General features: G+C 64.4%; 20 protein-coding genes and 1 pseudogene. 4 read left to right on the top strand and 17 right to left on the bottom strand.

Translation table 11 applies throughout. The annotated features are described in order from the left end of the window. Nucleotides 1–11: 11 nt before the first annotated feature. The 11 genes from ACVILI_RS08535 to ACVILI_RS08485 all read right to left on the bottom strand — a co-directional run bounded on the left by ACVILI_RS08535 (nt 12) and on the right by ACVILI_RS08485 (nt 10,733). Nucleotides 12–1,004: a PhoH family protein gene (locus tag ACVILI_RS08535; RefSeq protein ID WP_019863063.1), complete on the bottom strand. Its 993-nt coding sequence runs from the start codon at nt 1,002–1,004 to the stop codon at nt 12–14. An 83-nt stretch (nt 1,005–1,087) separates the two neighbouring features. Continuing rightward, nucleotides 1,088–2,497, bottom strand: coding sequence for a tRNA (N6-isopentenyl adenosine(37)-C2)-methylthiotransferase MiaB (gene miaB, locus ACVILI_RS08530; RefSeq protein WP_038652024.1), 1,410 nt, complete (start codon nt 2,495–2,497; stop codon nt 1,088–1,090). A 75-nt stretch (nt 2,498–2,572) separates the two neighbouring features. Beyond that, the gene (gene olsA / locus ACVILI_RS08525) at nt 2,573–3,373 is read right to left on the bottom strand and encodes a lyso-ornithine lipid O-acyltransferase (RefSeq protein ID WP_038652022.1); all 801 of its coding nucleotides are present in this window, start codon (nt 3,371–3,373) and stop codon (nt 2,573–2,575) included. A 130-nt stretch (nt 3,374–3,503) separates the two neighbouring features. Further along, entirely contained in the window at nt 3,504–3,998 is a 495-nt protein-coding gene (gene rimI, locus ACVILI_RS08520; RefSeq protein ID WP_019863060.1) for a ribosomal protein S18-alanine N-acetyltransferase, read from the bottom strand. Beyond that, entirely contained in the window at nt 3,998–4,675 is a 678-nt protein-coding gene (tsaB, locus tag ACVILI_RS08515; protein ID WP_038652020.1) for a tRNA (adenosine(37)-N6)-threonylcarbamoyltransferase complex dimerization subunit type 1 TsaB, read from the bottom strand. Before tsaB ends, rimI begins: the two co-directional genes overlap by 1 nt. Nucleotides 4,676–4,769: 94 nt before the next feature. Further along, nucleotides 4,770–5,873, bottom strand: coding sequence for a DUF1513 domain-containing protein (locus ACVILI_RS08510; protein ID WP_038652018.1), 1,104 nt, complete (start codon nt 5,871–5,873; stop codon nt 4,770–4,772). A 2-nt stretch (nt 5,874–5,875) separates the two neighbouring features. Next, nucleotides 5,876–6,955, bottom strand: a complete 1,080-nt coding sequence (locus ACVILI_RS08505; RefSeq protein ID WP_240564597.1) for an imelysin family protein — start codon at nt 6,953–6,955, stop codon at nt 5,876–5,878. Beyond that, a complete protein-coding gene (locus ACVILI_RS08500; RefSeq protein WP_038652014.1) occupies nt 6,955–8,556 on the bottom strand; it encodes a di-heme oxidoreductase family protein in 1,602 nt (533 codons plus the stop codon). The genes ACVILI_RS08505 and ACVILI_RS08500 overlap by 1 nt, the downstream gene beginning before the upstream one ends. A 12-nt stretch (nt 8,557–8,568) precedes the next feature. After that, nucleotides 8,569–9,054: a bacterioferritin gene (gene bfr, locus ACVILI_RS08495; protein WP_019863056.1), complete on the bottom strand. Its 486-nt coding sequence runs from the start codon at nt 9,052–9,054 to the stop codon at nt 8,569–8,571. After that, nucleotides 9,020–9,331 carry a (2Fe-2S)-binding protein gene (locus tag ACVILI_RS08490; protein ID WP_038652007.1) on the bottom strand — a complete coding sequence of 104 codons (312 nt, stop codon included), beginning with the start codon at nt 9,329–9,331 and terminating at the stop codon, nt 9,020–9,022. Before ACVILI_RS08490 ends, bfr begins: the two co-directional genes overlap by 35 nt. A gap of 112 nt (nt 9,332–9,443) precedes the next feature. Beyond that, nucleotides 9,444–10,733 carry an imelysin family protein gene (locus tag ACVILI_RS08485; RefSeq protein WP_038652005.1) on the bottom strand — a complete coding sequence of 430 codons (1,290 nt, stop codon included), beginning with the start codon at nt 10,731–10,733 and terminating at the stop codon, nt 9,444–9,446. A gap of 434 nt (nt 10,734–11,167) precedes the next feature. Here ACVILI_RS08485 and ACVILI_RS08480 point away from each other — a divergent pair, with 434 nt between their 5' ends. After that, entirely contained in the window at nt 11,168–12,421 is a 1,254-nt protein-coding gene (locus tag ACVILI_RS08480; protein ID WP_240564596.1) for an NAD(P)/FAD-dependent oxidoreductase, read from the top strand. 111 nt (nt 12,422–12,532) lie between these two features. On the opposite strand, the gene ACVILI_RS08475 is transcribed toward ACVILI_RS08480, so the two are convergent. Then, on the bottom strand, nt 12,533–13,810 hold the full coding sequence (locus ACVILI_RS08475; RefSeq protein WP_027047720.1) for a 4-aminobutyrate--2-oxoglutarate transaminase: 1,278 nt from the start codon (nt 13,808–13,810) through the stop codon (nt 12,533–12,535). A 226-nt stretch (nt 13,811–14,036) separates the two neighbouring features. Between ACVILI_RS08475 and ACVILI_RS08470 the strand changes: the two genes are divergently transcribed. From ACVILI_RS08470 to ACVILI_RS08460, 3 genes and pseudogenes are all read left to right on the top strand, one after another. Beyond that, nucleotides 14,037–15,176 (top strand): efflux RND transporter periplasmic adaptor subunit, encoded by a 1,140-nt coding sequence (locus ACVILI_RS08470; protein ID WP_038652001.1) that lies wholly within the window; start codon nt 14,037–14,039, stop codon nt 15,174–15,176. Further along, nucleotides 15,173–16,243, top strand: coding sequence for an efflux RND transporter periplasmic adaptor subunit (locus tag ACVILI_RS08465; protein ID WP_019863050.1), 1,071 nt, complete (start codon nt 15,173–15,175; stop codon nt 16,241–16,243). Before ACVILI_RS08470 ends, ACVILI_RS08465 begins: the two co-directional genes overlap by 4 nt. Then, nucleotides 16,243–19,339: pseudogene (locus tag ACVILI_RS08460) on the top strand (efflux RND transporter permease subunit). The gene ACVILI_RS08465 and the pseudogene ACVILI_RS08460 overlap by 1 nt, the downstream one beginning before the upstream one ends. 40 nt (nt 19,340–19,379) lie before the next feature. Here the strand turns inward: ACVILI_RS08460 and ACVILI_RS08455 are convergent. The 5 genes from ACVILI_RS08455 to ACVILI_RS08435 are packed head-to-tail and all read right to left on the bottom strand — an operon-like array spanning nt 19,380 to nt 24,596. Beyond that, nucleotides 19,380–20,126, bottom strand: a complete 747-nt coding sequence (locus tag ACVILI_RS08455; RefSeq protein WP_027047718.1) for an ABC transporter ATP-binding protein — start codon at nt 20,124–20,126, stop codon at nt 19,380–19,382. Next, nucleotides 20,123–20,959, bottom strand: coding sequence for an ABC transporter ATP-binding protein (locus ACVILI_RS08450; protein WP_019863047.1), 837 nt, complete (start codon nt 20,957–20,959; stop codon nt 20,123–20,125). Before ACVILI_RS08450 ends, ACVILI_RS08455 begins: the two co-directional genes overlap by 4 nt. Continuing rightward, nucleotides 20,956–21,876 (bottom strand): nickel transporter permease, encoded by a 921-nt coding sequence (nikC, locus tag ACVILI_RS08445; protein ID WP_019863045.1) that lies wholly within the window; start codon nt 21,874–21,876, stop codon nt 20,956–20,958. The genes ACVILI_RS08450 and nikC overlap by 4 nt, the downstream gene beginning before the upstream one ends. Beyond that, nucleotides 21,873–22,934 (bottom strand): ABC transporter permease, encoded by a 1,062-nt coding sequence (locus ACVILI_RS08440; RefSeq protein WP_019863044.1) that lies wholly within the window; start codon nt 22,932–22,934, stop codon nt 21,873–21,875. The genes nikC and ACVILI_RS08440 overlap by 4 nt, the downstream gene beginning before the upstream one ends. Before the next feature lie 18 nt (nt 22,935–22,952). After that, on the bottom strand, nt 22,953–24,596 hold the full coding sequence (locus ACVILI_RS08435; RefSeq protein ID WP_027047717.1) for an ABC transporter substrate-binding protein: 1,644 nt from the start codon (nt 24,594–24,596) through the stop codon (nt 22,953–22,955). Nucleotides 24,597–24,652 lie beyond the last annotated feature (56 nt).

Here is a 24,652-nt window from a genome sequence, read left to right as displayed (position 1 = left end):
ATCGTCAAAAATCAATTCTCGGCGCCGAGGCCGCGCGCCAGCTTGGCGTCGCGGTCATAGGCCCTGACGATTTCCGCCACCAGCGGATGGCGAACGACGTCGACATCGTTGAAACGCACAGTGACCGCGCCGGCCACGCCATCGAGGACACGCAAGGCTTCGACCAGGCCCGATTTGGTGCTCGGGGGAAGGTCGATCTGCGTCGGATCGCCGGTGACGATCATGCGGGAATTCTCGCCGAGACGGGTCAGGAACATCTTCATCTGCATCGGCGTGGTGTTCTGCGCCTCGTCGAGGATGACCGCGGCATGCGCCAGCGTACGGCCGCGCATGAAGGCGAGCGGCGCGATTTCAATGACTTCGGCGGCAATAGCGCGCTCGACCTTGTCGGCCGGCATCATGTCGTAGAGCGCATCGTAGAGCGGCCGCAGATAGGGATCGACCTTTTCCTTCATGTCGCCGGGCAGGAAGCCCAGCCGTTCGCCGGCTTCGACGGCCGGCCGCGACAGGATGATGCGCTCGACCATGCCGCGCTCGAGCAGCATCGCCGCGTGCGCCACCGCCAGATAGGTCTTGCCGGTGCCCGCCGGACCGATGCCGAACACGAGTTCCGACCGTTCCAGCGCCCGCATATAGGCGTCCTGGTTCAGCGAACGGGCATAGATGGTCTTCTTGCGGGTGGCGATCTGGGCCGCGGAGACCTTGCCCTTGCGCTCCAGCGTCGGCAGCGTCAGCTGATCGTCGGCGGCGACCGCCATGCGCACGGCGCCGTCAACGTCGGACTGGCCGATATCGACGCCCTTCTGCAGAATGCCGTAGAGATTGTCCAAGGCACGGCGCGCCTGTTCGGCGGCCGAAGCCGACCCCTTGATGGTCAGCTGGTTGCCGCGCGAGCGGATGTCGACGCCGAGCTTCTGCTCGAGCCGGGCGAGGTTCTCGTCGAACTGACCGTAAAGGGCGCTGGCAAGCTTGTTGTTGTCGAAAGTCAGAACGATGTGCGCCATGTCAGAAGCCCCAGATGCCGGTACCGGGGGCAGGTTCTTCAGCTCTGCTGCGCTCAACCGTCTCTCCTCATCTGCCGAGACCATCAGGCCAATTCGGCGAACAGGCTATTGTAGCCCGTCTTCGTGATTCGCACCTGGATAATGTCACCGATTTCGCCGGCCTTTTCATCAACAATAACCGGCTGCAGCCAAGGTGAGCGGCCGACCTTCTGGCCGGCCTGCCGGCCGGGCTTCTCGATCAGCGTGTCGATGGTGCTGCCGACCAGGCTCGAACCGAAGTCCTGCTGCTGCTTCAACAGCAATGCCTGCAGCCGCTGCAGTCTCTCGTCCTTGACCGTTTCCGGGACATGATCGGCCATTTCGGCGCCCGGCGTGCCGGGACGCGGCGAATATTTGAACGAAAAGGCCGAGGCGTATTTCACCTGGCGCACCAGTTCCATCGTCGCCTCGAAATCGGCCTCCGTCTCGCCGGGGAAGCCGACGATGAAATCGCCGGACAAAGCGATATCGGGCCGGGCAGCGCGGATGCGGTCGAGCAGCGCCAGATAATCCCTGGCCGTATGCCTGCGGTTCATCGCCTTGAGGATGCGGTCGGAGCCCGATTGCACCGGCAGATGCAGATAGGGCATCAGCGACGGCAGGTCGCGGTGGGCTGATATCAGTTCGTCATCCATGTCGCGCGGGTGGCTGGTGGTGTAGCGCAGCCGCGCCAGGCCGGGAATTTCGGCCAGTCGGAACAGCAGGCGGCCAAGGCCCCATTCCTCGCCGTTCTCGCCCTGGCCGTGCCAGGCATTGACGTTCTGGCCAAGCAGCGTCACCTCGCGCACGCCGGCCTCGGCCAGGCGCTCGGCCTCGGCGACGATCTGCGCCACCGGCCGCGACACTTCCGAGCCCCTTGTATAAGGCACGACGCAGAAGGTGCAGAACTTGTCGCAGCCTTCCTGCACGGTGAGGAAGGCGGTTACTCCGCGCTTGATGACCTCGGCGCGCTTCGGTTGCGGCAGATGGTCGAACTTGTCTTCGATGGCGTAGTCGGTCTCGACGATCTTCTCGCCGCCGCGCACCCGCGCCAGCACGTCGGGCAGACGGTGATAGGTCTGCGGTCCGATGACCAGGTCGACGGCCGGCGAGCGCCGGATGATCTCGGCACCCTCGGCCTGCGCCACGCAGCCGGCGACGCCGATTAGCAGTTCGCGGCCGGCAAGGGCGCGCTCCGCCTTCATGTCACGGATGCGGCCGAGCTCGGAATAGACCTTTTCGGCCGCCTTCTCCCTGATATGGCAGGTGTTGAGCAGCACCAGATCGGCCTCGTCGATGGCATCGGTCGCGGTGTAGCCGTCGGCGGCCAGCGCATCGCCCATGCGCTGTGAATCATAGACGTTCATCTGGCAGCCATAGGTCTTGATGAAGACCTTTTTCGCTGCCGTGGCGCGCTTTGCCGACTGTCCGGCCACCGTGCCAATGTCGTCGCTTTCAATCGTGTTCAAGTCCATCCGGCGGCTTCTAACGCCTTTCCGTGACAAAAAACAGACGATTCTCGGTGTGCATGCGCAGGCGCAGGGTCCGGGCTAGCGGCTCGGGCGCGGATCGGCGAGTGCCGCCTGCATCATCTCGCGCACCTGGCTTTCCATCAGCCTGGCCGTTTCCTTGCGATTCGAGCCTTTGGCAAAGGCGACCGGCTGGCCGAAATGCACTTCGACGTCGAGCGCGCCCTCCGCCATCAGCACCTTGAGATGCGGCATCAGGTCCTCGTCGCCGATCCAGGCCGAGATCGGCCGGTGGCGACGGCCGAGCGGCACGCCGTGCAGGCGCGTATAGGCGATCGCCACGGGCTGGATGAACACCTGCTCGGCCGCGCCCTCCGAAAGCGCCATCGAGGCGGCGCCGAAGAGCGTGCTCTTGAACGGCAGGACGGCATTGCCGTCACCGGTCGATCCCTCCGCGAACAGCACCATGGCATCGCCCTTGGCCATGCGATTGGCGATCTCGCTTGCCTGGTCGCCGGAAGAACGCTTGCGTTCGCGCTCGATGAAGACAGTGCGCTGCAGTTTCGACAGCATGCCGATCAGCGGCCAACCTTCCATATCGGCCCTGGCGATGAACTTCACATCGGCAAAGGACCCAAGCACCATGATGTCGGTCCAGGAGATGTGGTTGGAGGCAACCAGCAAGGGGCGCTTGTCGGATAGCGTTCCCTTGACATGGACGCGCATGCCGAGCGCCCTGAGGATCAGCCTGTGCCAGATCTTGAGAATGACGGTTTCCGGCCACCAGCCGGTCTTCATCGACAGGATCTGCAAAGGCACCAGGACCAGCGAACCGGCGACGACAAGGCCCAGGGCCAGGAAAATCCTGATTTTTCCGATCATACTGTCCTGGCCCTGCCATTACAGCGCCGCGCGTCCTCTTGGACGCGCAAAGGACGCTGTAACACCCTAATTGTGGCGCATGATCCTTTCCGAAAATCGGAACCGATTGTCGGGGTCATGCGGCGTCTCGCTAGCGAAGATCGCGGCGCATGACAAGCGCGCCGGTCGGTCCGCGATCGGGCGACTTGTAGTAGTCCGGGCGCTTGCCGACTTCGCGGAAGCCCAAGCGACGGTAGAGGGCGATCGCGGCGACATTGGTCTCGTCGACCTCGAGGAACAGCGCTTCGGCGCGCTGGGCGTGCAGTTCGCGCAGCACCGCATCCATCAGCTGCCAGCCCAGTCCCTGGCGGCGGTGCGAGCGCGCCACCGCGACCGTCAGGATCTCGCCCTCGCCAGCGGCCAGACGGGCCAGCACGAAGCCGACAGGCGGCTTGCCGCCCTGTCCGGTCTCGCGTGCGGCGTAACCGAACACGGTGTCCTGTTCGAGCAGGGCGGCGAACTCGCCATCGGTCCAGGGACGGACAAAATCCTCACGATGCAGCACCGAGACCGCGGGGCTGTCGGTGATCCTGAGCGGCTCGAGCGCATAGTCCCGGCGGCGTGGTTGGAGAAAAGGTATGCGCATTAATTTTGTTGCCTCGAAAGAATAAATCCGGCTTGCGGCTTTGCATCCGCGCCGCGCAGGTAAAGTGGTTTCGGCCTTTCGCCCTCGCCCTTGGCGGCGGCCAGACGGGCGTAGGTGAGAATATCAGCGGTCGCCGTCTGTGGCCCGATATCGAAACCACGGCCGTCCAAGCCCGCGACCTGTGCCGCTGCAGTACCTGCCAGCACAGCAGAGTTGTCCATCGCCAAGGCAGTGGCTTCAGGCAGCGTGGTCACCGCTGGACCGTAAGTCAAAACTAACGCTTTGTCATACAACGCTGCGTGGATCTCCTCGCGGCCGGCATCGAGCGCCGCCAGCACCACGCGGCCGGGAAACGCAGTTGCGGCTTCGGCGGCGAGCGCTTCGAGCGTCGTCACGCCGATCGCCGGAATCTTTAATGCTAGTGCCAGGCCACGCGCGGTCGACACGCCGACGCGCAGACCGGTGAAGGAGCCGGGGCCGACGGAAACGGCAATGGCGCCAAGGCCGGGATAGTCGGTTGCGGCGGCGTTCAGCGCCTCGGCGATGACGGCCATCAGGTGCTCGGCATGGCCCTTGCCGAGATCGAGCACCGCGCGGCCAAGCTCCCGCCCGGCCGCCGCGTCGTAGACGCAGGCGGCGCAGAGGCTGGCGGCACAGTCGATGGCAAGCACTTTCATGAAACGACCGGTTCCGAGAAACACTTCCCTGTGCCCGCCAGGGCGCGCCACCGCAAGCATAATTTGTTAAGCGGCTTCGGTTCCGCCGGCGCTGTCAGACCGGTTCGATGCGCAGCATGTGGTTGTCCCAGACATAGCCCGGCTCTGACCGTGTCGCGCCGCTGCCCTCGATAATCTCGCCGGCGCCCGTGGTGGCCATGAAGCCCGATCCGTCCGGCGCCAGGCCGCAGACCTCGACCAGCGCGCTGGACGATACGATCCGGCCGCTGGCCGCATCGATCACGACAAGCGAATTGCCTTCCGGCGACGAGACGGCAATGGTGCCGGCAGCCGAATTTGCGGCAACCGAGCCGATATAGTTGCGGAAGCCGGACAGCACGTCCCGCGGCATGTCGAGAAGCCGCAACTCCTTGCCGCGCACGGCGCGGCCGACCAGCAGCGGACGATCCGTACCCGGCCCCCGGTACTGGCAGCCAAACCAGACGGTGCCAGATGGGTCGGTGTCCATGTGGCGGATCGACAGCTGGTGCAGGGAAGCCGGCAATTCATGCTTTTCGATCAGGTCACCGGTGAGGCGGTCGATGAGCACATAGGACGGCTTCATGGTGGCGATGTTGAGCTCGGCACGGCCATAATCGGGATGGGTCTCGATGCCGCCATTGGCGACCGCGATCGTCCGGCCGTCGCCGATGAGCAGGAGTTCGTGCGGGCCTACGCCATAGGTCGGGAATTCGCCGATGCGAGTGAATTTCGCCCGCGCATCGTAGACGCCGACGACGCCGGCCGCATTGTCGAAATCGTTCTCGGTGGCATAGAGCAGCGCGCCGTCGGGCGAGAACACGCCATGGCCGAAGAAATGCCGGCCGGCGATGCTGGCGATGGTCTGCGGCGCGTCACGGCCCGAATGATCGAAAACGACGGCGAAGGTGCCGGGCTGGCGGGCGAAGACCACCGAACGCTTCGATACGGGATCAAAGGTGACGTCATGGCCGCGATCGGGCAGGTCGATCGCATGCAGCACCTTGCCGGCCTCGGACAGCACGGCGGCACCAAAACTGCCGTCGCGCTTGACGAAAGCGGTGGCGAAAACGGCGTCGGCGGCAAGCGTCTTCGCCCAGGCCGACGGCGCCATCGCGGCAATGAAGCCGACACCCCCGGCCTTGAGGAAATCCCGTCGATCGATAAGCGGCGTACGCATGCTCAGTCCCCATCCAGCGAGGAAAACCCGGCCGTCAGGCCGAATTCTGCGGTCAGCCGGGTCCCGATCAGGGTCGACAGGCTGGAGGTGATCAGCGCGAAATGCTCGAGTTTTTCGCGCAGCGCCGGATCGGCGAGCGTCTTGTCGATCGGACCCTGAATGGATTTTGCGGTGGCGACGCCGTTGACCAGCTGGATATGGACGGACTCCGCCAGCCAGCGTGCATCGGGCGGCAGAGCATCGCCAAGTTTCGAGGCCTGGAACAGCGCGTCGACGCCGGCGAGATTCCCGGCCAGCGCATTGGCGGTGTTTTGCGACCGCCAGTAGATCGCCTGTTTCGGTTTGTCGGCATCCGGCTTGCCGCCAAGGAACCCCTTCAGGCGGACATCCCTCATCATTTCCAGCTCGTTGATGAAAACACCGACCAGTTCGGTGACCGCTTCGTTGCCGTCGCGGTAGAGCGCGTTCTGCGGTCCCGGATTGGCCCAAAGCGCCGCAAAGCCGTCCGGCTTGTTCCAGGCCGCGCTGACGTCACCGGCCATGGTTTCGATATTGCCGGCAACCGCCGCGCCATAGGCGCAGCGATAGGGATCGTCCTTGCCCGCCAGCGCGTCGGCACCGTCGCCGAAAAGCACGAATTCCAGCGCGCCCAGCCCCTGCATGGCGACGCTCTTGCCGGCCAGTTGTTTCGGATCGGTGGCGGTCGGATCCTTGTCCGCCAGCGCCGCCTGCACCTGTTTGAGGCCAATGCTCTTGCGATCCGGCCAGTAGAGCGTGCGCTCCAGCCGGTTGTTCTCCTTGATCGGTCCGAAACCGATGATTTCGGCCGACGACCAGGCATAGACCGTGGCGGAAAATTCGGCCCGCACCGCATCGAGTTCCCCCTGCGAGGGCGCTTCGCAGAGCCTGTGCATCGCTTGCGTCAACGCTTCGGCATGCTGGTGCAAGCCGGCATAGGCCGGACGGACAAAGCCGTCGATCGCCCGCTGGATGATGTCGGAGGCTTTCACCGCCGCCGAGGCGGGGAAAACACCGAGCAGAGCCAGCGGAAGGACGAGAACCAGTGCAGAGCGCTTCAACATCACAGTGACTCCAGGAATTTGACCAGCACATCGCGCTCGGCCGCGTTGGCGGTGGCAAAGCGGTCGCGCGCCTTCTGCGCCTCGCCACCATGCCACAGGATCGCCTCGGTCAGGCTGCGCGCGCGGCCATCATGCAGAAAGAAGGAATTGCCGTTGACGGTTTCGGTGAGGCCGATGCCCCACAGCGGCGGGGTGCGCCATTCGCTGCCCGTCGCATCGCCCACCGCCTGGCCGTCGGCCAGGTCAGGCCCCATGTCGTGCAGCAGGAAGTCGGAATAAGGCCAGATCAACTGGAAGGCCTGCGCCTTTTTGGGCGCGTCGCGGCGGGTGACGAATTTCGGCGTGTGGCAGGAAACGCAGCCGATCTCGTAAAAGAGCTTCTTGCCGGCGAGCACATCAGGCGCAGCGAGGTCGCGGCGTGCCGGCACGGCCAGGTTCTGCGAATAGAAGGTGACGAGATCCATCACCGGCGGCGGCGCCTCGACCGGACCGAGGCGGGCCTGCACGCCATTCGGCATGGCCAGGCATTTTGCCTCAGCGGCGGTGCAATCGCCCCAGTGCTTTGGTTCTTCCGGCGTCGAGATGCCGATGTCGCCGGCGAAGGCGTCCGCCGCCTGCTGGCGGATCGTCGCGGTCTGTGCTTTCCAGCCGAAACGGCCAAGCGTCAGGTTGCCACTCAGCCCGTCACGCACAATGTTCGGCTTGCCGGAGATGCCGTCATTATCGCGGTCTTCCGGATCGGCGTGAGCAAGAATATCGGCCGGTGCGATCTGCTCGATCAGGCCAAGGCCGATCATCGGCGGCGTCAGACGCGGCGACAGCGTGGTGCGCGGATCAAGCGGCCCATAGGCGAGATCGGTGACGGAATAGCTGGGCTTGCGCAGGGAAACCGCCGTGCCGTCCGCCAGCGTCACCTGCCGTTCCTGATAATCGACGCGCATCCGGCCTTCGCCGCGCAAGCCGGGCACAGCCAGCTCCTGCAATTGCGTTCCATAGACCGGGTCGGGGAAATTGGTCAGCTCGCGGTCGGCAAGGGCTGCCTTTTCCTCGGCGTTGCTGGCATCGCGCGCCAGCCGCAGGAACATCGAGGTGGTGCCGGTATCGCCTTGCGGCGGGCGACCGCGGCCGTCCTTCAGATGGCAGTTCTGGCAGGCGCGTTCGTTGAGCAGCGGACCCAGCCCGTCCGACGCCTGCGTCGAAGATGGCGACGACACCCAGTTCTTGCGGAAGAGGGCGTTGCCGAGCTTGAAAGCGCCCTCTTCCTCGAAGGTGATGTTGGCTGAGGATTGGGAGAAGGAATCGCGGCTGACGTCCTTCCGTGATGTGCCGGCGCCACCTTGCATCAGTTCGAACGGCTCGGGCTTGGAGAAATCCGTGGTCGGCCTGGTGACGGCGGCGACGCGCGCCTGATCCTTGGCATTGAGGTCGCTGCGCGTGGTGGCGAGCCCGGCCGGCTGAAGCTCGCCGGCAAGCGCGGACGATGTCAGCGCCAACACGAGAATGGCGCAGCGTCGACGAGCCAGTCCGGCTGGTCTGTTCAGGCGGAACGGCGAGCCGTCGGCCCGCCGCAAGCGGCGCGGTAATTCTAGCAGGCGCCGCATTCCCGCATGCCTTTACTCCGCCTCGTTGGCCGAGTCGGCGTTGAGCTGGCCATATTTCTCCTCGCCGATCGAGGCGAGCAGGTCGAGCTGCGTCTCGAGGAAATCGATGTGACCTTCCTCGTCAGCCAGCAGATCCTCAAACAGTTTCATCGTCACGTAGTCGCCCACCTCATGGCAGATTTCGCGCGAACGCTTGTAGGCCGTGCGCGCGTCATATTCGCCGGCAAGGTCGGATTCGAGCACTTCCTTGACGTTCTGCCCGATGCGCAGCGGCGCCACGGACTGCAGGTTCGGATGGCCTTCAAGGAAGATGATCCGGGCGATGAGCCTGTCGGCGTGGTGCATCTCCTCAATCGATTCCGCCCGCTCCTTCTTGGCCAGCTTCGTGTACCCCCAATCCTCCAGCAGACGGAAATGCACCCAATATTGATTGACAGCTCCAAGCTCCAGGAAAAGAGCCTCGTTAAGCCGCTCGATGATCAGACTTTCGCCTTTCATGGGTTCTGCTCCCGTATTGGACGCGCAGGCCTCTGACGCGATCCAGGTGTGAAACGACATCGACGCCGCTCGCCTCGGAGCGGGCGTGGTAACTTTCGGTAACCCGAATGATCGTTTCGACCACATTTGGGAAACAGCCGCAACAGCGGCCACGCTTTTGCATCGCGTGATAGACCTTGGCCGGCACGATGAGTTGCCAGGGGTCCAGGTCCAGCAGCCCGATGATCGTCTGTTCGATCTCCTTCTCGGTGATGATGTTGCAATGGCAGATCAGCATTTACAGTGCTCGGATGGCTGACGGCGCCTCCCGCGCCGTGTGGCTTGTTCAGGTCCCGGAGCCCATTCCGAAGCCGATTATCAGCTTCCGGCCAGGCTCCAGGTTTCGGCGCTTACTTGAACACCTTGTCGGGTGCGTCGAGGCTGTCGGATCCTTCGAAGGCGATGGCGTTGAGGTTCAGCGAGCCGACCGCACGTTCGATCGATTTGGTCTGGTCGATCAGCGCGTCGATCGCCGCCTGCACGGTGGCGTTGCCCGCCGCGTTACCCTCGGCGATCTGTTGGTCATAGGCCTCGCCGGCCTCGGCCCGCGCCTTGATCGCCTCCATCTTGGCGACGGTGACGTCGAGCTTGTCGGACAGTTCCTTGTCGATCGCCGGATCGGCCGCCTTGACCATGTCATGCACCGAAGGTCCGGAAACGACAGTGCCGTCGAGGCGCGTGTAGCTGGCCAGGTAGGCGGCGCGGATACCGATCGCATCATAGAGGTGCGAATTGTGGGTGTTGTCGGAGAAGCAGTCTTGCTCCTCCTCCGGATCATGCAGCATCAAGCCGAGTTTCATGCGTTCACCGGCCAGTTCGCCGTAGGACAGAGAGCCCATGCCGGTGAAGATGACCGAGATCGCCGTGTTCGGCTCGCCATCGACCAGGTTCTTGCGTGCGGCCCCGTCTGCCTTCCAGTCGTTAACCATCTTCTGCAGGTCCGAAACCAGAAGGGTGGTGACGGACTTCAGATATTCGGCACGGCGGTCACAATTGCCGCCGGTGCAGTTCTTGAGGTCGTAGTCGGTGTAAGGGCGCTCGCCGGCGCCCGGGCCGGTGCCGTGCAGGTCCTGGCCCCAGAGCAGGAATTCGATGGCGTGATAGCCGGTGGCGACATTGGCCTCGACGCCGCCGGCTTGCTGCAACGTGCCGGAGAGGAATTCCGGCGAAAGCTTCGAGGCATCGACCTTCTTGCCGTTGATCTCGATTTCCTTGTTGGCGATCACATTGGCGGTATAGAGCGAATTCGTGTCCGATTCCGTGCCGTAGCTCTTGGCGACATAGTCGATCAGGCCTTCGTCCAGCGGCCAGGAATTCACCTCACCTTCCCAATCGTCGACGATCTTGTTGCCGAAGCGGTAGACCTCGGTCTGCTGGTAGGGCACGCGCGATGCCTTCCAGGCGTCGCGGGCGGCATTGAGCGTTTCCACCGAGGGGTTGGCCAGCAGCACATCGACGGCCTTGTCGAGAGCCTGCGCCGTGGTCAGTGAATCCTCATATTTGGCAAGCGCGATATCGGAATAAGTCTTGATGACCGCTTTCGCGTCGGTTTCCGCCTTGGCAGGCAGCACGAACACCGCCGCCGTCAGCAGCGCCGTGGCACCAATCGCCGCCAGCCTGCCGCCATACCGTGCTGTCATTATCACTCTCCAGTTTCTCGGAAATTCCGTAAGCGGCGCGCGCGGCGACCGGCGCGGGGCCACGTCGTTGCCAAAAGCGCCAAGACTTGCCGCGCCATTGCGCGGTTCGGGGAAAAAAGACACCAAAATGCCTCCAATCGAACGGGTTCAAGGCCCAGACATCAAAGGGATGCGCCAATACGCAGGCTCCCATAAAGCTTCGGCGCCGATCGAAGTCAACGAAAATCTACGGGAAAAGCCAATTGAAACAATAGTTTAGAATTATTCTAAACTACAGAAGTCAACTTTACACCTCGGCTGCGCCGGCTTCGCTGTCAAACTGTACGATTGACAGCCGCCGTTCCGGGTGCGACCCGCAAACGCTCTCTTGCGGCGGCGCCAGACAATTGCCACCTGCCGAGAGATCCTAGGATCGAAACAGGATTTGGGACGCGATGAAGAACGGCGTGGTCATTGTCGGTGCGGGTCATGCGGGCGTGCAAGCGGCCGCCAGTTTGCGCGAGGACGGCTATGACGGGCCGGTGATCCTCATCAGTGACGAGAACGAACTGCCCTACCATAAGCCACCGCTGTCGAAGACCTTCATCAAGGATGCCGACGCCAAACCGCAACCGCTTCGGGGTGAGGCCTTCTATACCGGCAACGCCATCGACTACCGGCCGGGCGTGCGGATCGAACGCATCGATGCCGGCGGCCGCAACCTGGAGATATCAGGCGGCGGCGTGCTTGCCTTCGACCATCTGATCCTGGCGACCGGGTCGCGCCCGCGCCTCCTGCCGCTGCCTGGCTCGGATCTGTCCGGCGTCCTGTCGCTGCGTTCGCTGGCCGATGCCCGGCGGATCCGCGACTTGAGCGCACGGAGCGAAGATGTCGTCATCCTCGGTGGCGGCTTCATCGGGCTGGAAATCGCCGCGACGCTGCGTGCGACCGGCCGCACGGTGACGGTGGTGGAAGCGGTCGACCGGCTGCTCGGCCGCGCCGTGGCGCCGGTGGTGGCAAGCCATGTCCGCCAAAGGCTGGAAGCGGCCGGCGTGCGCATCCTCACCGGCACCTCGATTTCAAGGCTCGAAGGCGAAAACGGTCATGTCGTCGCCGCGATGACCTCGTCGGGTGAAAAATTGCCGGCGCGCATGGTTATCGTCGGCATCGGCGCCGTGGCCAATGTCGAACTGGCGCAGGACGCCGGCATTGCCATCGCCAACGGCATCCGTGTCGATCACCAGATGCGCAGTTCGGTGCCGGAAATCCTGGCCATCGGCGACGTTGCCTCCTACCGGCACTGGTTCACCGGCGGCGATGTGCGGCTGGAATCGGTGCAGAACGCCACCGACCAGGCCCGCCTCGCGGCGCGCACGATCACCGGTCACGCGGATGCCTATTCGGCGGTGCCATGGTTCTGGTCCGATATTGGCGACATGAAGCTGCAGATGGTCGGGCTGACCGCCGGCGGCGACAGCCATGTCGTGCTGGGCGACCTGCCCGACAACAAGTTCTCGATCTACCACTATGCCGGCGACCGGTTGCTCGGCATCGAATCCGTCAACCGCCCCGGCGACCACATGCTTGGCCGCAAGATGCTGGGCGCCGGCTTCTCGCCGACGCCGGAGACGGTGGCAATGGGTCCCGAGGGGTTGAAGGCGGCTCTGGCTGCCTTTCAGCAGGATGAGCCGGCAAGAGCTGCGGGATAGCCGCCTTGCCCTCCCCCTTGTGGGGAGGGTCGCTGCGAAGCAGCGGGGTGGGCGCCAAGCCCCCCACACCTACCTCAGTCCGACCTCCCCACGAGGGGGAGGTAAAGCGGTTCAGGCGGCGCAGACTTCGCGGATCGAGCTTTCCAGAATGTCGAGCGCCTCGTTCATGACCTCGTCCTGGATGGTGATTGGCGCAAGGAAGCGGATGACGTTGCCGTAGACGCCGCAGGTCAGCAGGATCAGGCCCTTGTCGAGCGCTTTCAGCCGGATGGCGTTGGCGATCTCGGCCGACGGCAGGCCCTTCTTGACGTCGTTGAACTCGACCGCGTTCATGAAGCCGAGGCCCCTGATATCGACGATCTCGGGCACGTCGTCGCGGATCGACTGCAGGCGCTGCTTCAGCCGCGCGCCCAGGGTGTTGGCGCGGTCGCAAAGCTTTTCGTCCTCGATCACGTCGAGAACCGCGTGTGCCGCGGCAACCCCGATCGGGCTGCCGCCATAGGTGCCGCCGAGGCCGCCGGGGCCGGGCGCATCCATGATTTCGGCGCGGCCGGTGACGGCCGACAGCGGGAAGCCGCCGGCCAGGCTCTTGGCCATGGTGGTGATGTCGGCCGCGACTTCATGGTGATCCATCGCGAACATCTTGCCGGTGCGGGCAAAGCCGGTCTGCACCTCGTCGGCGATCAAAAGCATGCCGTGCTGGTCGCAGAGCTTGCGCAGCGCGGTCAAGAATTCGCGCGGCGCCTCGTAGAAGCCGCCCTCGCCCTGAACCGGCTCGACAATGATGGCGGCGACGCGGGCCGGATCGACATCGGCCTTGAACAACCGGTCGAGTGCGGCCAGCGAATCGGCAACCGACACACCATGCAGCGGCACCGGGAACGGCGCGTGATAGACGTCGCCCGGCATGGCGCCGAAGCCGACCTTGTAGGGCACGACCTTGCCGGTCAGCGCCATGCCCATGAAGGTGCGGCCATGGAAGCCGCCGGCGAAGGCGATGACGGCCGGGCGTCCGGTGGCATTGCGGGCGATCTTGATGGCGTTCTCGACCGCCTCGGCGCCGGTGGTGACGAAGATCGTCTTCTTCTCGAACTTGCCGGGCAGCATGGCATTCAGCCGTTCGGCCAGCCTGACGTAGCTCTCATAGGGCACGACCTGGTGGCAGGTGTGGGTGAAACGGTCGAGCTGCGCCTTGACCGCTTCGATCACCCTGGGGTGGCGGTGGCCGGTGTTGACGACGGCGATGCCCGAGGAAAAGTCGATGTAGCGACGGCCTTCGACATCCCAGATTTCCGAATTTTCGGCCCGGTCGGCATAGATTTGCGTGGTCATGCCGACGCCGCGCGAGATCGACTGGTTTTTGCGTTCGGAAATGGCTGAATTCTTCATGATATCCCTCATCGGGCCGGCGCCCGTCCTCGTTGATCAGATGTCTTCTGACCTTATTTCATGTTTTCCTCAAGTCGGCACCACCGGCGGGCGATTGGGCCTGCGACGAGAAGATCCGGGCCTTAACCAGTCGGGCGATACGCGTACGAGGCCGGTTTCCTTTTTCCGGGGATCGATTATCCTCCTGACATCCGCGAGGATCAGCAACCTGCGGCTGGGGGAGCCCATGAGCAGGAACGCGACATCGTCCGTCTCGCCGCCATCCGTCAGAACCTCCAGTCTTTTGTCATTTCCAATCGCCTCGGCAATGTGCGTCTGCGCAGCCGCATTGCTTCTGGCCGGCTGCCAGAAGCAGGAAGCGGCGGACAAGAAACTGCCGATCATGGTGCGCACCGAAACAGTGGCGATGGCCGACTATGCGCCGAGAACCTCGCTGACCGGGGTCATCGCGGCGCGCACGCTGAACAATCTGTCGTTCCGCGTCGGCGGCCGCATTGCCGAGCGGCTTGTTGATGTCGGCCAGCATGTCGACCAGGGCGCGGTGCTTGCCCGCATCGATCCGCAGGAGCAGCAATCCGATCTGCGCTCCGCACAGGCCGATCTTGACGCAGCACAAGCGCAGCTGACCCAGTCCGCCGCCGCCTTCGAGCGGCAGAAGACGCTGCTTGCCCAGGGCTTCACCACAAGGCGCGACTATGATGCCGCCGACCAGGCGCTGAAGGTGGCGCAAGGCAGCGTCGATGCCGCGCTGAGCGCATTCGCCAACGCCCAGCAGAACCTGTCCTTCACCGAGCTCAAGGCGGGTGCCGCCGGTGTGATCACCGCCCGCCAGGTCGAAACCGGCCAGGTGGTGCAGGCGGCACAAACCGTCTTCACGGTCGCCGAGGACGGTGACCGCGATGCGGTATTCAACGTGCAGGAGACGCTGGTCGCCAAGACGCCGGCCTCGCCGGCGGTGACGATCACATTGTTGTCCGACCCGCAGGTCCGGGCGACAGGCAAGGTGCGCGAGATCTCGCCGGCGGTCGACCAGGCTTCCGGTTCGATCCGGGTCAAGGTCGGCATTGCCGACACGCCCGCCGGCATGCCGCTCGGGGCGGCCGTCATCGGGTCGGTCAGCGCCAAGCCGGCGAAGGCGATCCTGCTGCCCTGGCAGGCGCTGACATCCAGCGCGGGCAAACCGGCGGTCTGGATCGTCGACCCCTCGACCAAGGCGGTGGCGCCGACGCCGGTCGAGGTGCTGGCTTTCGATTCGGGCACGGTCGTCATCGCCAGCGGACTGAACGAGGGCCAAAGCGTCGTGACCGCGGGCGGGCAGTTGCTCAGTCCCGGCCAGACGGTCGAGATATCGGGGGCGGGCCAATGAACCGGTCCATCATGCTTGGCCTGTTCGCGCTTGGCGCGCTCGCCGCCTGCTCGAAATCGGAGGAAAAGCCACCGGAGGTCATCCGGCCGGTGCTGTCGATGGTGGTCGAGCCGCGCACGACGCAGACCTTCGGCTTTGCCGGCTCGGTCGAGCCGCAGATCAGCGCCGACCTTGCCTTCCGCCTGCTTGGCCGGGTCGTCTCGCGCGACGTCAAGGTCGGCGACATCGTCAGCAAGGGCACGACGATCGCCGCGCTCGATCCGACCGCGCTGGAGCTGGCGGTGCAAGCAGCCAAGGCCGAGCTCTCCAATGCCGAGGCACAGTTCGCCAATGCTGCCGCCAGCGAGGAGCGCCAGCGCCAGCTGCTTGCCGCGGCCAACGCCTCGCAGGCCGTCTTCGATGCCGCGCAGCAGGCACGCAAGGCCGCGGAGGCCAATGTCGAGCGGGCCAAGGCTTCGCTGGCCAAATCGCAGGAGCAGCTCGGCTACGCCAGGTTGTTCTCGGATTTCGACGGCGTCGTCACCGCCGTCGGCGCCGAGGTCGGACAGACCGTCTCGGCCGGCCAGACGGTCGTCACCGTGGCGCGCTCGGATCTGCGCGAAGCCGTGGTCGATATCCCCGATCAGTTGACCGGCGATCTCACCACCGGCACGCCGTTCCAGGTGATCCTGCAATCGCTGCCGACGATCGAGACCCAGGCCAAGCTGCGCGAGATCGCGCCGCAGGCCGAAGGCTCGACCCGCACCCGGCGCGTCAAGCTGACACTCACCGATCCGCCACAGGCCTTTCGGCTCGGCTCGACGGTGACGGCGACCCGCGTGACCAAGGTGGCGCCGACGATCGAACTGCCCATCTCGGCGCTGCTGGAAAAGAACGGCGCCGACAAGGTGTGGATCGTCGACCCGCAGACATCGAGCGTGAGCACGCGCGACATCAAGGTCGCGTCGAAGAATGGCGGCGCCTTCACAGTGGCTGAAGGGCTCAACGCCGGCATGCGCGTCGTCACCGCGGGCGTCCACAGCCTGAGCGAAGGCCAGAAGGTCAAAGTGCTGGAGGGCGGCGTCTGATGAAGGGCTTCAATCTCTCCGACTGGGCGCTCAGCCACCGCTCCATGGTCTGGTATTTCATGCTGGTCTTCGTCGTGGCCGGCATCTTCTCCTACCTCAATCTCGGTCGTGAGGAAGACCCCAACTTCACCATCAAGACGATGATCATCCAGGCCAACTGGCCGGGCGCATCGGTCAAGGAGACCGTGCAGCAGGTAACCGATCGCATCGAGAAGAAGCTCGAGGAACTCGACAGCCTCGACTATACCAAGTCCGTCACCACCGCCGGCCAGACCGTCATCTTCGTCAACCTGAAGGACACCACCAAGGCGCGCGATGTCGTGCCGAACTGGCTTCAGGTGCGCAACATGGTCAACGACATCAAGGCGCAGTTTCCGCAAGGCGTGCAGGGACCGTTCTTCAACGACCGCTTCGGCGATGTCTACGGCAACATCTACGCCTTCACTTCCGACGGGCTGACGCCGCGCCAATTGCGCGACTATGTCGAGGATGTCCGCACCAAGATCCTGACCGTGCCCAATGCCGGCAAGGTCGATCTCGTCGGCGCGCAGGACGAAGCGATCTATCTCGAATTCTCGACCCGCCAGATCGCCGCCCTCGGCCTCAACCAGCAGGCGATCGTGGCAAGCCTGCAGGCGCAGAACGCGATCACGCCGTCCGGCGTCATCCAGTCCGGACCGGAGCGCATCAGCGTACGCGTCGGCGGCCAGTTCGCCTCCGAGGACAGCCTTCGCGCCATCAACCTACGCGTCAACGACCGCTTCTTCCGGCTGAGCGACGTGGCGACGATCACGCGCGGCTATGCCGATCCGCCAACGGCGCTTTTCCGCTTCAACGGCCAGGACGCGATCGGGCTCGCCATCGGCATGAAGCCCAACGCCAATCTGCTGCAGTTCGGCGAGGCGCTGCACGAGGAGATGAACAAGGTGCTGGCCGACCTGCCGGTCGGTGTCGGCGTGCACCTCGTCGCCGACCAGCCGGTCATCGTCGAGGAGGCCGTCTCGGGCTTCACCCGCGCCCTGTTCGAGGCGGTGGCCATCGTGCTTGCAGTGTCGTTCATCAGCCTCGGCATGCGCGCCGGCTTCGTCGTGGCGCTGTCGATCCCGCTGGTGCTGGCCATCACCTTCACGGTCATGGCCTATCTCGGCATTTCGCTGCAGCGCATTTCACTCGGCGCGCTGATCATCGCGCTCGGCCTTTTGGTCGACGACGCCATGATCGCCGTCGAGATGATGGTGGCGCGGCTGGAGGTCGGCGACAATCTGCGCAAGGCAGCGACCTATGTCTACACATCGACCGCCTTCCCGATGCTGACCGGCACGCTGGTGACGGTCGCCGGCTTCATCCCGATCGGGCTCAATTCGAGTGCAGCCGGCGAATACACTTTCACGCTGTTCGTCGTCATCGCCGTGTCGCTGCTGGTGTCGTGGATCGTGGCGGTGCTGTTCGCGCCGCTGCTCGGCGTCACTATCCTGCCGGCGACGATGAAGACGAAACACCACGACCAGCCGGGACGCTTCACCTCGCTGTTCCGGCGCGTGCTTGTCGGCTCGGTGCGCCACCACTGGCTGACCATCATCGCCACAGTGCTGTTGTTTGCCGCCTCGATCGCCGGCTTCGGTCTCGTCCAGCAGCAGTTCTTCCCGCCCTCCGACCGGCCCGAGCTGATCGTAGACTGGAACCTGCCGCAGAATTCCTCTGTCGCCGAGACGCGCGACCAGATGGAGCGCTTCGAGCAGCGGGCGCTGGTCGGCAATCCCGACATCGACCATTTCTCGTCCTATATCGGCCAGGGCGCGGTGCGCTTCGTGCTGGCCTACGACGTGCAGCCGGCCAACCCCTATTTCGGGCCAGACCGTGATCGTCACCAAGAGCATCGAGGCCCGCAACCGGGTCAAGCCGGCGCTGGAAAAGCTGCTGCGCGAGGAATTTGTCGGCACCGACGCCTTCGTCAAGCTGCTCGAGCTCGGCCCGCCTGTCGGCCGTCCGGTGCAATACCGCGTCGGCGGTCCCGACATCCAGGCGGTGCGCGAGCTGGCGCAACAATTCGCCGGTGTGATCTCGGCCCATTCGAAACTGGCGGCCCCCACCTTCGACTGGAACGAGCCGCAACGCGTGCTGAGGGTCGACGTGCTGCAGGACAAGGCGCGCCAGCTCGGCATCACCTCTTCCGATATCGCCAGCGCGCTCAACAGCACGGTCGGCGGCGCCACCATCACGCAGGTGCGCGACGCCACCTATCTCATCAATGTCGTGGCGCGCTCACGCGATGCCGAACGCGGCTCGATCGGGACGCTGCAGAACATGCAGTTGCCGACCAGCACCGGCGAGGCGATCCCGCTCGCGGCGGTGGCCAATTTCCGCTACGAGCTCGAGCAGCCAACGGTTTGGCGGCGCGACCGCATTCCGACGATCACCGTGCGCGCCGGACTGGTCGGCGACGTGCTGCCTGCCACCGTGGTCAACGAGCTGAAGCCATCGGTCGATGCCTTCATCGCCAAGCTGCCGCCGGGCTATTCGGTCGAGACCGCCGGCTCGGTCGAGGAAAGCGCCAAGAGCCAGGGGCCGATCGCGGCCGTGGTGCCGCTGATGCTTTTCGTCATGGCCACGATCCTGATGATCCAGTTGCAGAGCTTCCAGCGCCTGTTCCTGGTGGTGGCGGTGGCGCCGCTCGGGCTGATCGGCGTGGTCGCGGCCCTGGTGCCGAGCGGCGCGCCGCTCGGCTTCGTCGCCATCCTGGGCGTGCTGGCGCTGATTGGCATCCTGATCCGCAACTCGGTCATCCTGATCGTGCAGATCGAGGACCTCGTCGCCGAAGGAAAGGACCGCTGGGCGGCCGTCATCGAGGCGACGGAACACCGGATGCGGCCGATCGCGCTGACCGCGGCCGCCGCCAGCCTGGCGCTGATCCCAATCGCGCGCGAAGTGTTCTGGGGACCGATGGCCTACGCGATGATGGGCGGCATCATCGCGGGTACGGCGATCACGCTGCTGTTCCTGCCGGCGCTTTATGTGACGTGGTTCCGGATCAAGGAGCCGAAGCAATCGAGCCAAGCTGGACACAGCGGAGCCTTGCCTGAGGGCGGAGCCGCCTGACGCTCGCGTGGCGCCAAGGAAGTCGATTTAAAAAGCTTGGCTACGCCCTCACAAACCCCTCGCTGGCCCTGAGCAGATTGCGCGTATAATCCTCTGTCACGCGGTGCGCGACAAGTTGGGCCGCCGTGAGATTCTCGACCGCCTCGCCGCTTTGCATCACCATCAGCCGCTCGCACATATGGGTGATGATGGCGAGGTCGTGGCTGACCATCAGGAAGGTCAGCTTGCGCCGTCGGCGGACCTCTTCCAAAAGGTTGAGCACTTCGGCCTGCACCGAGGCATCGAGCGCCGAGGTCGGCTCGTCGAGCAGCAGGATCGAGGGTTCGAGGATGAGCGCACGTGCGATCGCCACGCGCTGGCGCTGGCCGCCCGACAACTGATGCGCGTAGCGGAAGCGAAAGCCGTTGCCGAGGCCGACCTCGTCGAGCGCGCGTTCGATGCGCTTCTCGCCATCGGCAAAGCCGTGGATGGCAAGCGGTTCCTGCAGCAGGCGGTCGACGGTCTGGCGCGGGTGCAGCGAGCCATAGGGATCCTGGAAGACCATCTGCACTTCGCGATAAAAGGCCTTGTCGCGGCGCGTGCCGAGCGTCTTGCCGTTGACGGTGATGCTGCCCGAGGCGACCGGCGCAAGGCCGGCGATCGCCCTGAGCAGCGTCGATTTGCCGGAACCGCTCTCGCCGACCAGGCCGAAGGATTCGCCTGACCTGACTTCGAGGCTGACGCCTTTCAGCGCGCGAAACCGGTCGAAGATCACTTCCAGCCCGTCGACGGTGATCGCAGCTGTCATGCCGCCCACTCCGGCTTGCGGTCGAGCACCGGCAGCGGGTGGCGCTCGAAGCCGATCCTGGGCATGCAGTTGAGCAGGCCGCGCGTGTAGGGATGCTGGGCCTGCCCGAGTTCGGAGGCCTTTAGCTGCTCGACCACCCTGCCAGCATACATGACGATGACGCGGTCGCAGAAGGACGAGACCAGGCGCAGATCATGCGAAATGAAGATCAGCCCCATGCCGCGATCGCTGACCAATTTATCGAGGATGCCGAGCACGTCGAGTTGCACGGTGACGTCGAGCGCCGAGGTCGGCTCGTCGGCAATCATCATTTCCGGCCCGGCGATCAGCATCATGGCGATCATGGCGCGCTGGCCCATGCCGCCTGAGACCTCATGCGGATGCAGGTCGAAGACGCGTTTGGGATCGCGGATCTGGACCGCTTCCAGCATGGCCAGCGCGCGCTCGCGCGCTTCGGCCTTGCTGACTTTTTCGTGGGTGCGCAGCGTCTCGACGATCTGGCGGCCGATGCTCATCACCGGGTCGAGCGAGTATTTCGGATCCTGGAGGATCATGGCGATGCGGTTGCCCCGCAATGCCCGGCGCTGGCGGGGCGAGATGCCGAGCAGGTCAATGCCGTCGAAGGCCAGTTTCCTGGCCGATATCCTGGCCTGCGGCGGCGTCAGGCCCATGATGGCGCGGCCGGTCTGCGATTTTCCCGAGCCGCTTTCGCCGACAATGCCGAGCCGCTCGCGGCCGAGCGTGAAGGACACACCGCGCACGGCCTGGACCAGGCCGGTTCGGGTCGGAAAATCGACCCGAAGGTCGTCGACTTCAAGCAGCGTGCCGCTCATTGGTCACCGCTCCGGGGATCGAGGGCATCGCGCAGGCCGTCGCCGAGCAGGTTGAAGCCGAGGCTGACGATGAGAATGGCGAAGCCCGGCGCGCCGGCCACCCACCATTGATCGAGGATGAAGCGGCGGCCCGACGCGATCATCGTGCCCCACTCAGGCAGCGGCGGCTGCGCGCCGAGGCCGAGGAAGCCGAGGCCGGCGGCGGTGAGGATGATGCCGGCCATGTCGAGCGTCACCCGGACGATCAGCGAGGAGATGCAGAGCGGCATGATGTGGCGCAGCACGATGCGGAAGGGCGACGCGCCCATCAGCTGCACAGCCTTGATGTAATCGGAATTGCGCACCGTCAGCGTTTCCGCGCGAGCAATTCGAGCGTAAGGCGGCCATGAGGTGATGGCTATCGCCAGCACCGCGTTTTCGATGCCGGGGCCGAGGGCAGCGACAAAGGCCAGCGCCAGAACCAGCTTGGGGAAGGCGAGGAAGATGTCGGTGATGCGCATCAGGATGGCATCGGTCCAGCCGCCGGCGTAACCGGCGACGGTGCCCACCAGCAGGCCGATGGGGGCGGCGATGATGGCGACCAGGATGACGACATAGAGCGTCCAGCGCGAACCGTAGAGGATGCGCGAAAGGATATCGCGGCCGAGGTCGTCCGTGCCGAACCAGTGCTCGGCGCTGGGCGCCAGCAGCCGGGAATTCTTGAGATCACCGAAGGTCGGCGAATAGGGCGCCAGCACGCCGGCAAGGGCTGCGATGACCAGCAAGGCGATGATGATCAGCAGGCCGACAAAAGCCAGCCGGTTGGCCGAGAAACGCCGCCACGCGACATAGGCGCGTCCGAGCCTAGCCTGCATGCGCGAGGCCGGCCGCTCGCTGAGCAGCCAGTCGCGACGGCTCTGGATGGTGTCTGCGCTCATCCTGTCTTCGTCCTCGGGTCCAGCACGCGGTAGAGAAGATCCGACAGAAGGTTGATGGCGATGAACACCGAACCGATGACGATGGTGCCGCCAAGGACGGCATTCATATCGGCGTTCTGCAGCGAGTTGGTAATGTAGAGGCCGATGCCCGGCCAGGAGAAGACAGTCTCGGTCAGCACCGAGCCTTCGAGCAACCCAGCATAGGAGAGCGCGATCACCGTCACCATCGGCACCGCGGCATTGCGTAGCGCGTGGCCCCAGATGATGCGGGTTTCCGACAGGCCCTTGGCGCGGGCGGCGACGATGTATTCCTGCGCAAGTTCGTTGAGCATGAACGAGCGCGTCATGCGGCTGATATAGGCGAGCGAGAAATAGCCGAGCAGCGAGGCCGGCAAGATGATGTGGCGGAAGGCATCCCAGAAGACATCCCACTGACCCTGCATCGCCGAATCGAGAAGGTAGAAACCGGTGATCGGCGTGAAGGTGTATTCGTAGACGACATCGAGCCGAGCCGGAAAAGCCACCCATTGCAATTTGGCGTAGAACAGGACGAGGCCAAGCAGGCCGAGCCAGAAGATCGGCACGGAATAGCCGATCAGGCCAATGACGCGCACGATCTGGTCGATGATGCTGCCGCGCCTGACCGCAGCCAGCACGCCGAGCGGCACGCCGAACAGCGCACCGATCAGTGTCCCCAGCGTCGCCAGTTCCGTCGTTGCTGGAAGGGCGCGGCGAATGTCAGTCATGACCGGGTTGGTGGTCAGCACCGATGTGCCGAAATCACCGTTCAGGGCATTTTTCACATAGATGTAGAACTGTTCGATCAGCGGCAGGTCGAGGCCCATCTCGCGGCGCGTGCGCTCCACGACATTGAGAGGCGCTCGATCGCCGAGCACCGCCAGCACCGGATCGATCGGGATGACACGGCCGATGAAGAAGGTCACCGCGAGAAGACCAAGATAGGTCGTGACCGCGATGACCAGGAAACGGCCGATCGCCGAGGCAATGGCGACCGCGCGGGCGCTGCCGCGCCCGCTCTCGTTTTCAATCGCGCTCATGCGGCGCGTCCGTCGGCTTTATTCTTTCGAGACCGGGCCGACGAAGTTGCTGTCGAAGCTCGGACCAAGCGCGAAGCCCTTGAGGTTCTTGCGCAGCCCGGCCACTTCCAATTGCTGATGGATGATGACGAAGGGGCTGGTGTCGAGGATCTTCTGCTGCAAATCCTTGTACATATCAGCCCGCTTGCCTGCATCCTTCTCCAGCAGTGCCGCTTCGGTTTCCTTGGTCAGGTCCGGAATGTCCCAGGAATTGCGCCAGGCGAGCGTGTGCGACTTGCCGGCATCCGAATTGTCGGGGTTGGAGGCGAAGGTCTGGGCGTTGGAGTTCGGATCGAAATAATCCTGGCCCCAATTGCCGATATAGATGTCATGGTTGCGGGCGCGGTACTTGGTCAGCGTCTGCTTGCCGTCACCTGGAATGATCTCCAGCTTGATGCCGGCCTGGCCGAGCGTCTGCTGGATCGATTCGGCCATTCCGGTCGTCGGCTGGCCGGTGCGTACGTCCATGGTGACGCTGAAGCCGTCGGCCAGGCCGGCCTTGGCCAGCAATTCCTTGGCTTTGGCAACGTCGAGCTTGAAGGGATTGGTGTCGATGGCCCCGAGATCGCCCTTGGGCAGGAATGACTGGTGGATTTCGCCGATACCCTTGAGGATGGTCGAGCTCAGCGCATCGTAGTCGACCAGGTATTTGAAGGCCTGGCGAACCTCGGGCTTGGCGAGGTTCGGGTTCTTCTGGTTCAGGCTGATGTAATAGACCGTGCCCTTCGGCGCGCTGGTGGTGGTGAGATCGGCGTTCTTGGCGATGGCGTCGAGGTCGTTCGGCTCGAGGTTGCGGGCAACGTCGATGTCGCCGGCTTCGAGCGCCAGGCGCTGGGCCGAGCTTTCCTTCATGTTGCGGTAGATGACGCGGGCGAGCTTGGCCTTTTCACCGTGATAATTGTCGTTGCGCTCCATGACGACGGCTTCGTTGGCGCGCCATTCGCGCAGCTTGTAGGCGCCGGAGCCGGCATAGCCGGTCTTCAGCCAGGCATTGCCGAAGTCATTGTCCCATTTGTAGTCGGCGCTCGGCGTCACCGCGGCGACATGCTCCTTGACCAGCTTGGCGTCGACAACGGAAGCGACCGTGGCCGACAGGCAGTTCAGCACGAAGCTCGGCGCATAGGCCTTGTCGACGGTGAACTGGAAGGTGGTGTCGTCGATTGCCTTGGCCTTTTCGGTGACGTTGTCGCCGCTGATGCCGAACTGGTCGATGATGAAGGCCGGGCTCTTGTCCAGCTTGACGGCGCGCTCGAACGAATAGGCGACGTCGGCCGCGGTGATCGGATTGCCCGAGGCGAATTTGAGGCCCGGCTTGAGCTTGAACGTATAGGTCAGGCCATCGTCGGAGACGGTCCAGCTCTCTGCGAGATCCGGCTTGACCTTGGAGGTGTCGCTAAGGTCGAGACGGACCAGCAGGTCATAGGTGTTGCCGGTGACTTCGGCGGTCGACAGTTCGAACGCTTCGCCCGGATCCATGGAGATGATGTCGTCGATGGCGAAGCCCTCGACCAGCGTGTCGGCGGGTGTGACGGCGAAGGCGGGTGCTGCGCCAATGAGCAGCGCGGACACCGCCGCGCCCGCTAGCAAGGCACGCGAGCGAAGAGCAAACTTTTCCATCATCATGGTGATTGTTCCCTGTTTTGTTGGTTGTTGACCTGAGTTCCCGGCTCAGGATTGTA

The sequence above is a fragment of the Mesorhizobium sp. USDA 4775 genome (assembly GCF_054062655.1).
Note: the sequence above shows the minus strand (reverse complement) of the source record. Positions and strands in the feature narration are given on the sequence as shown.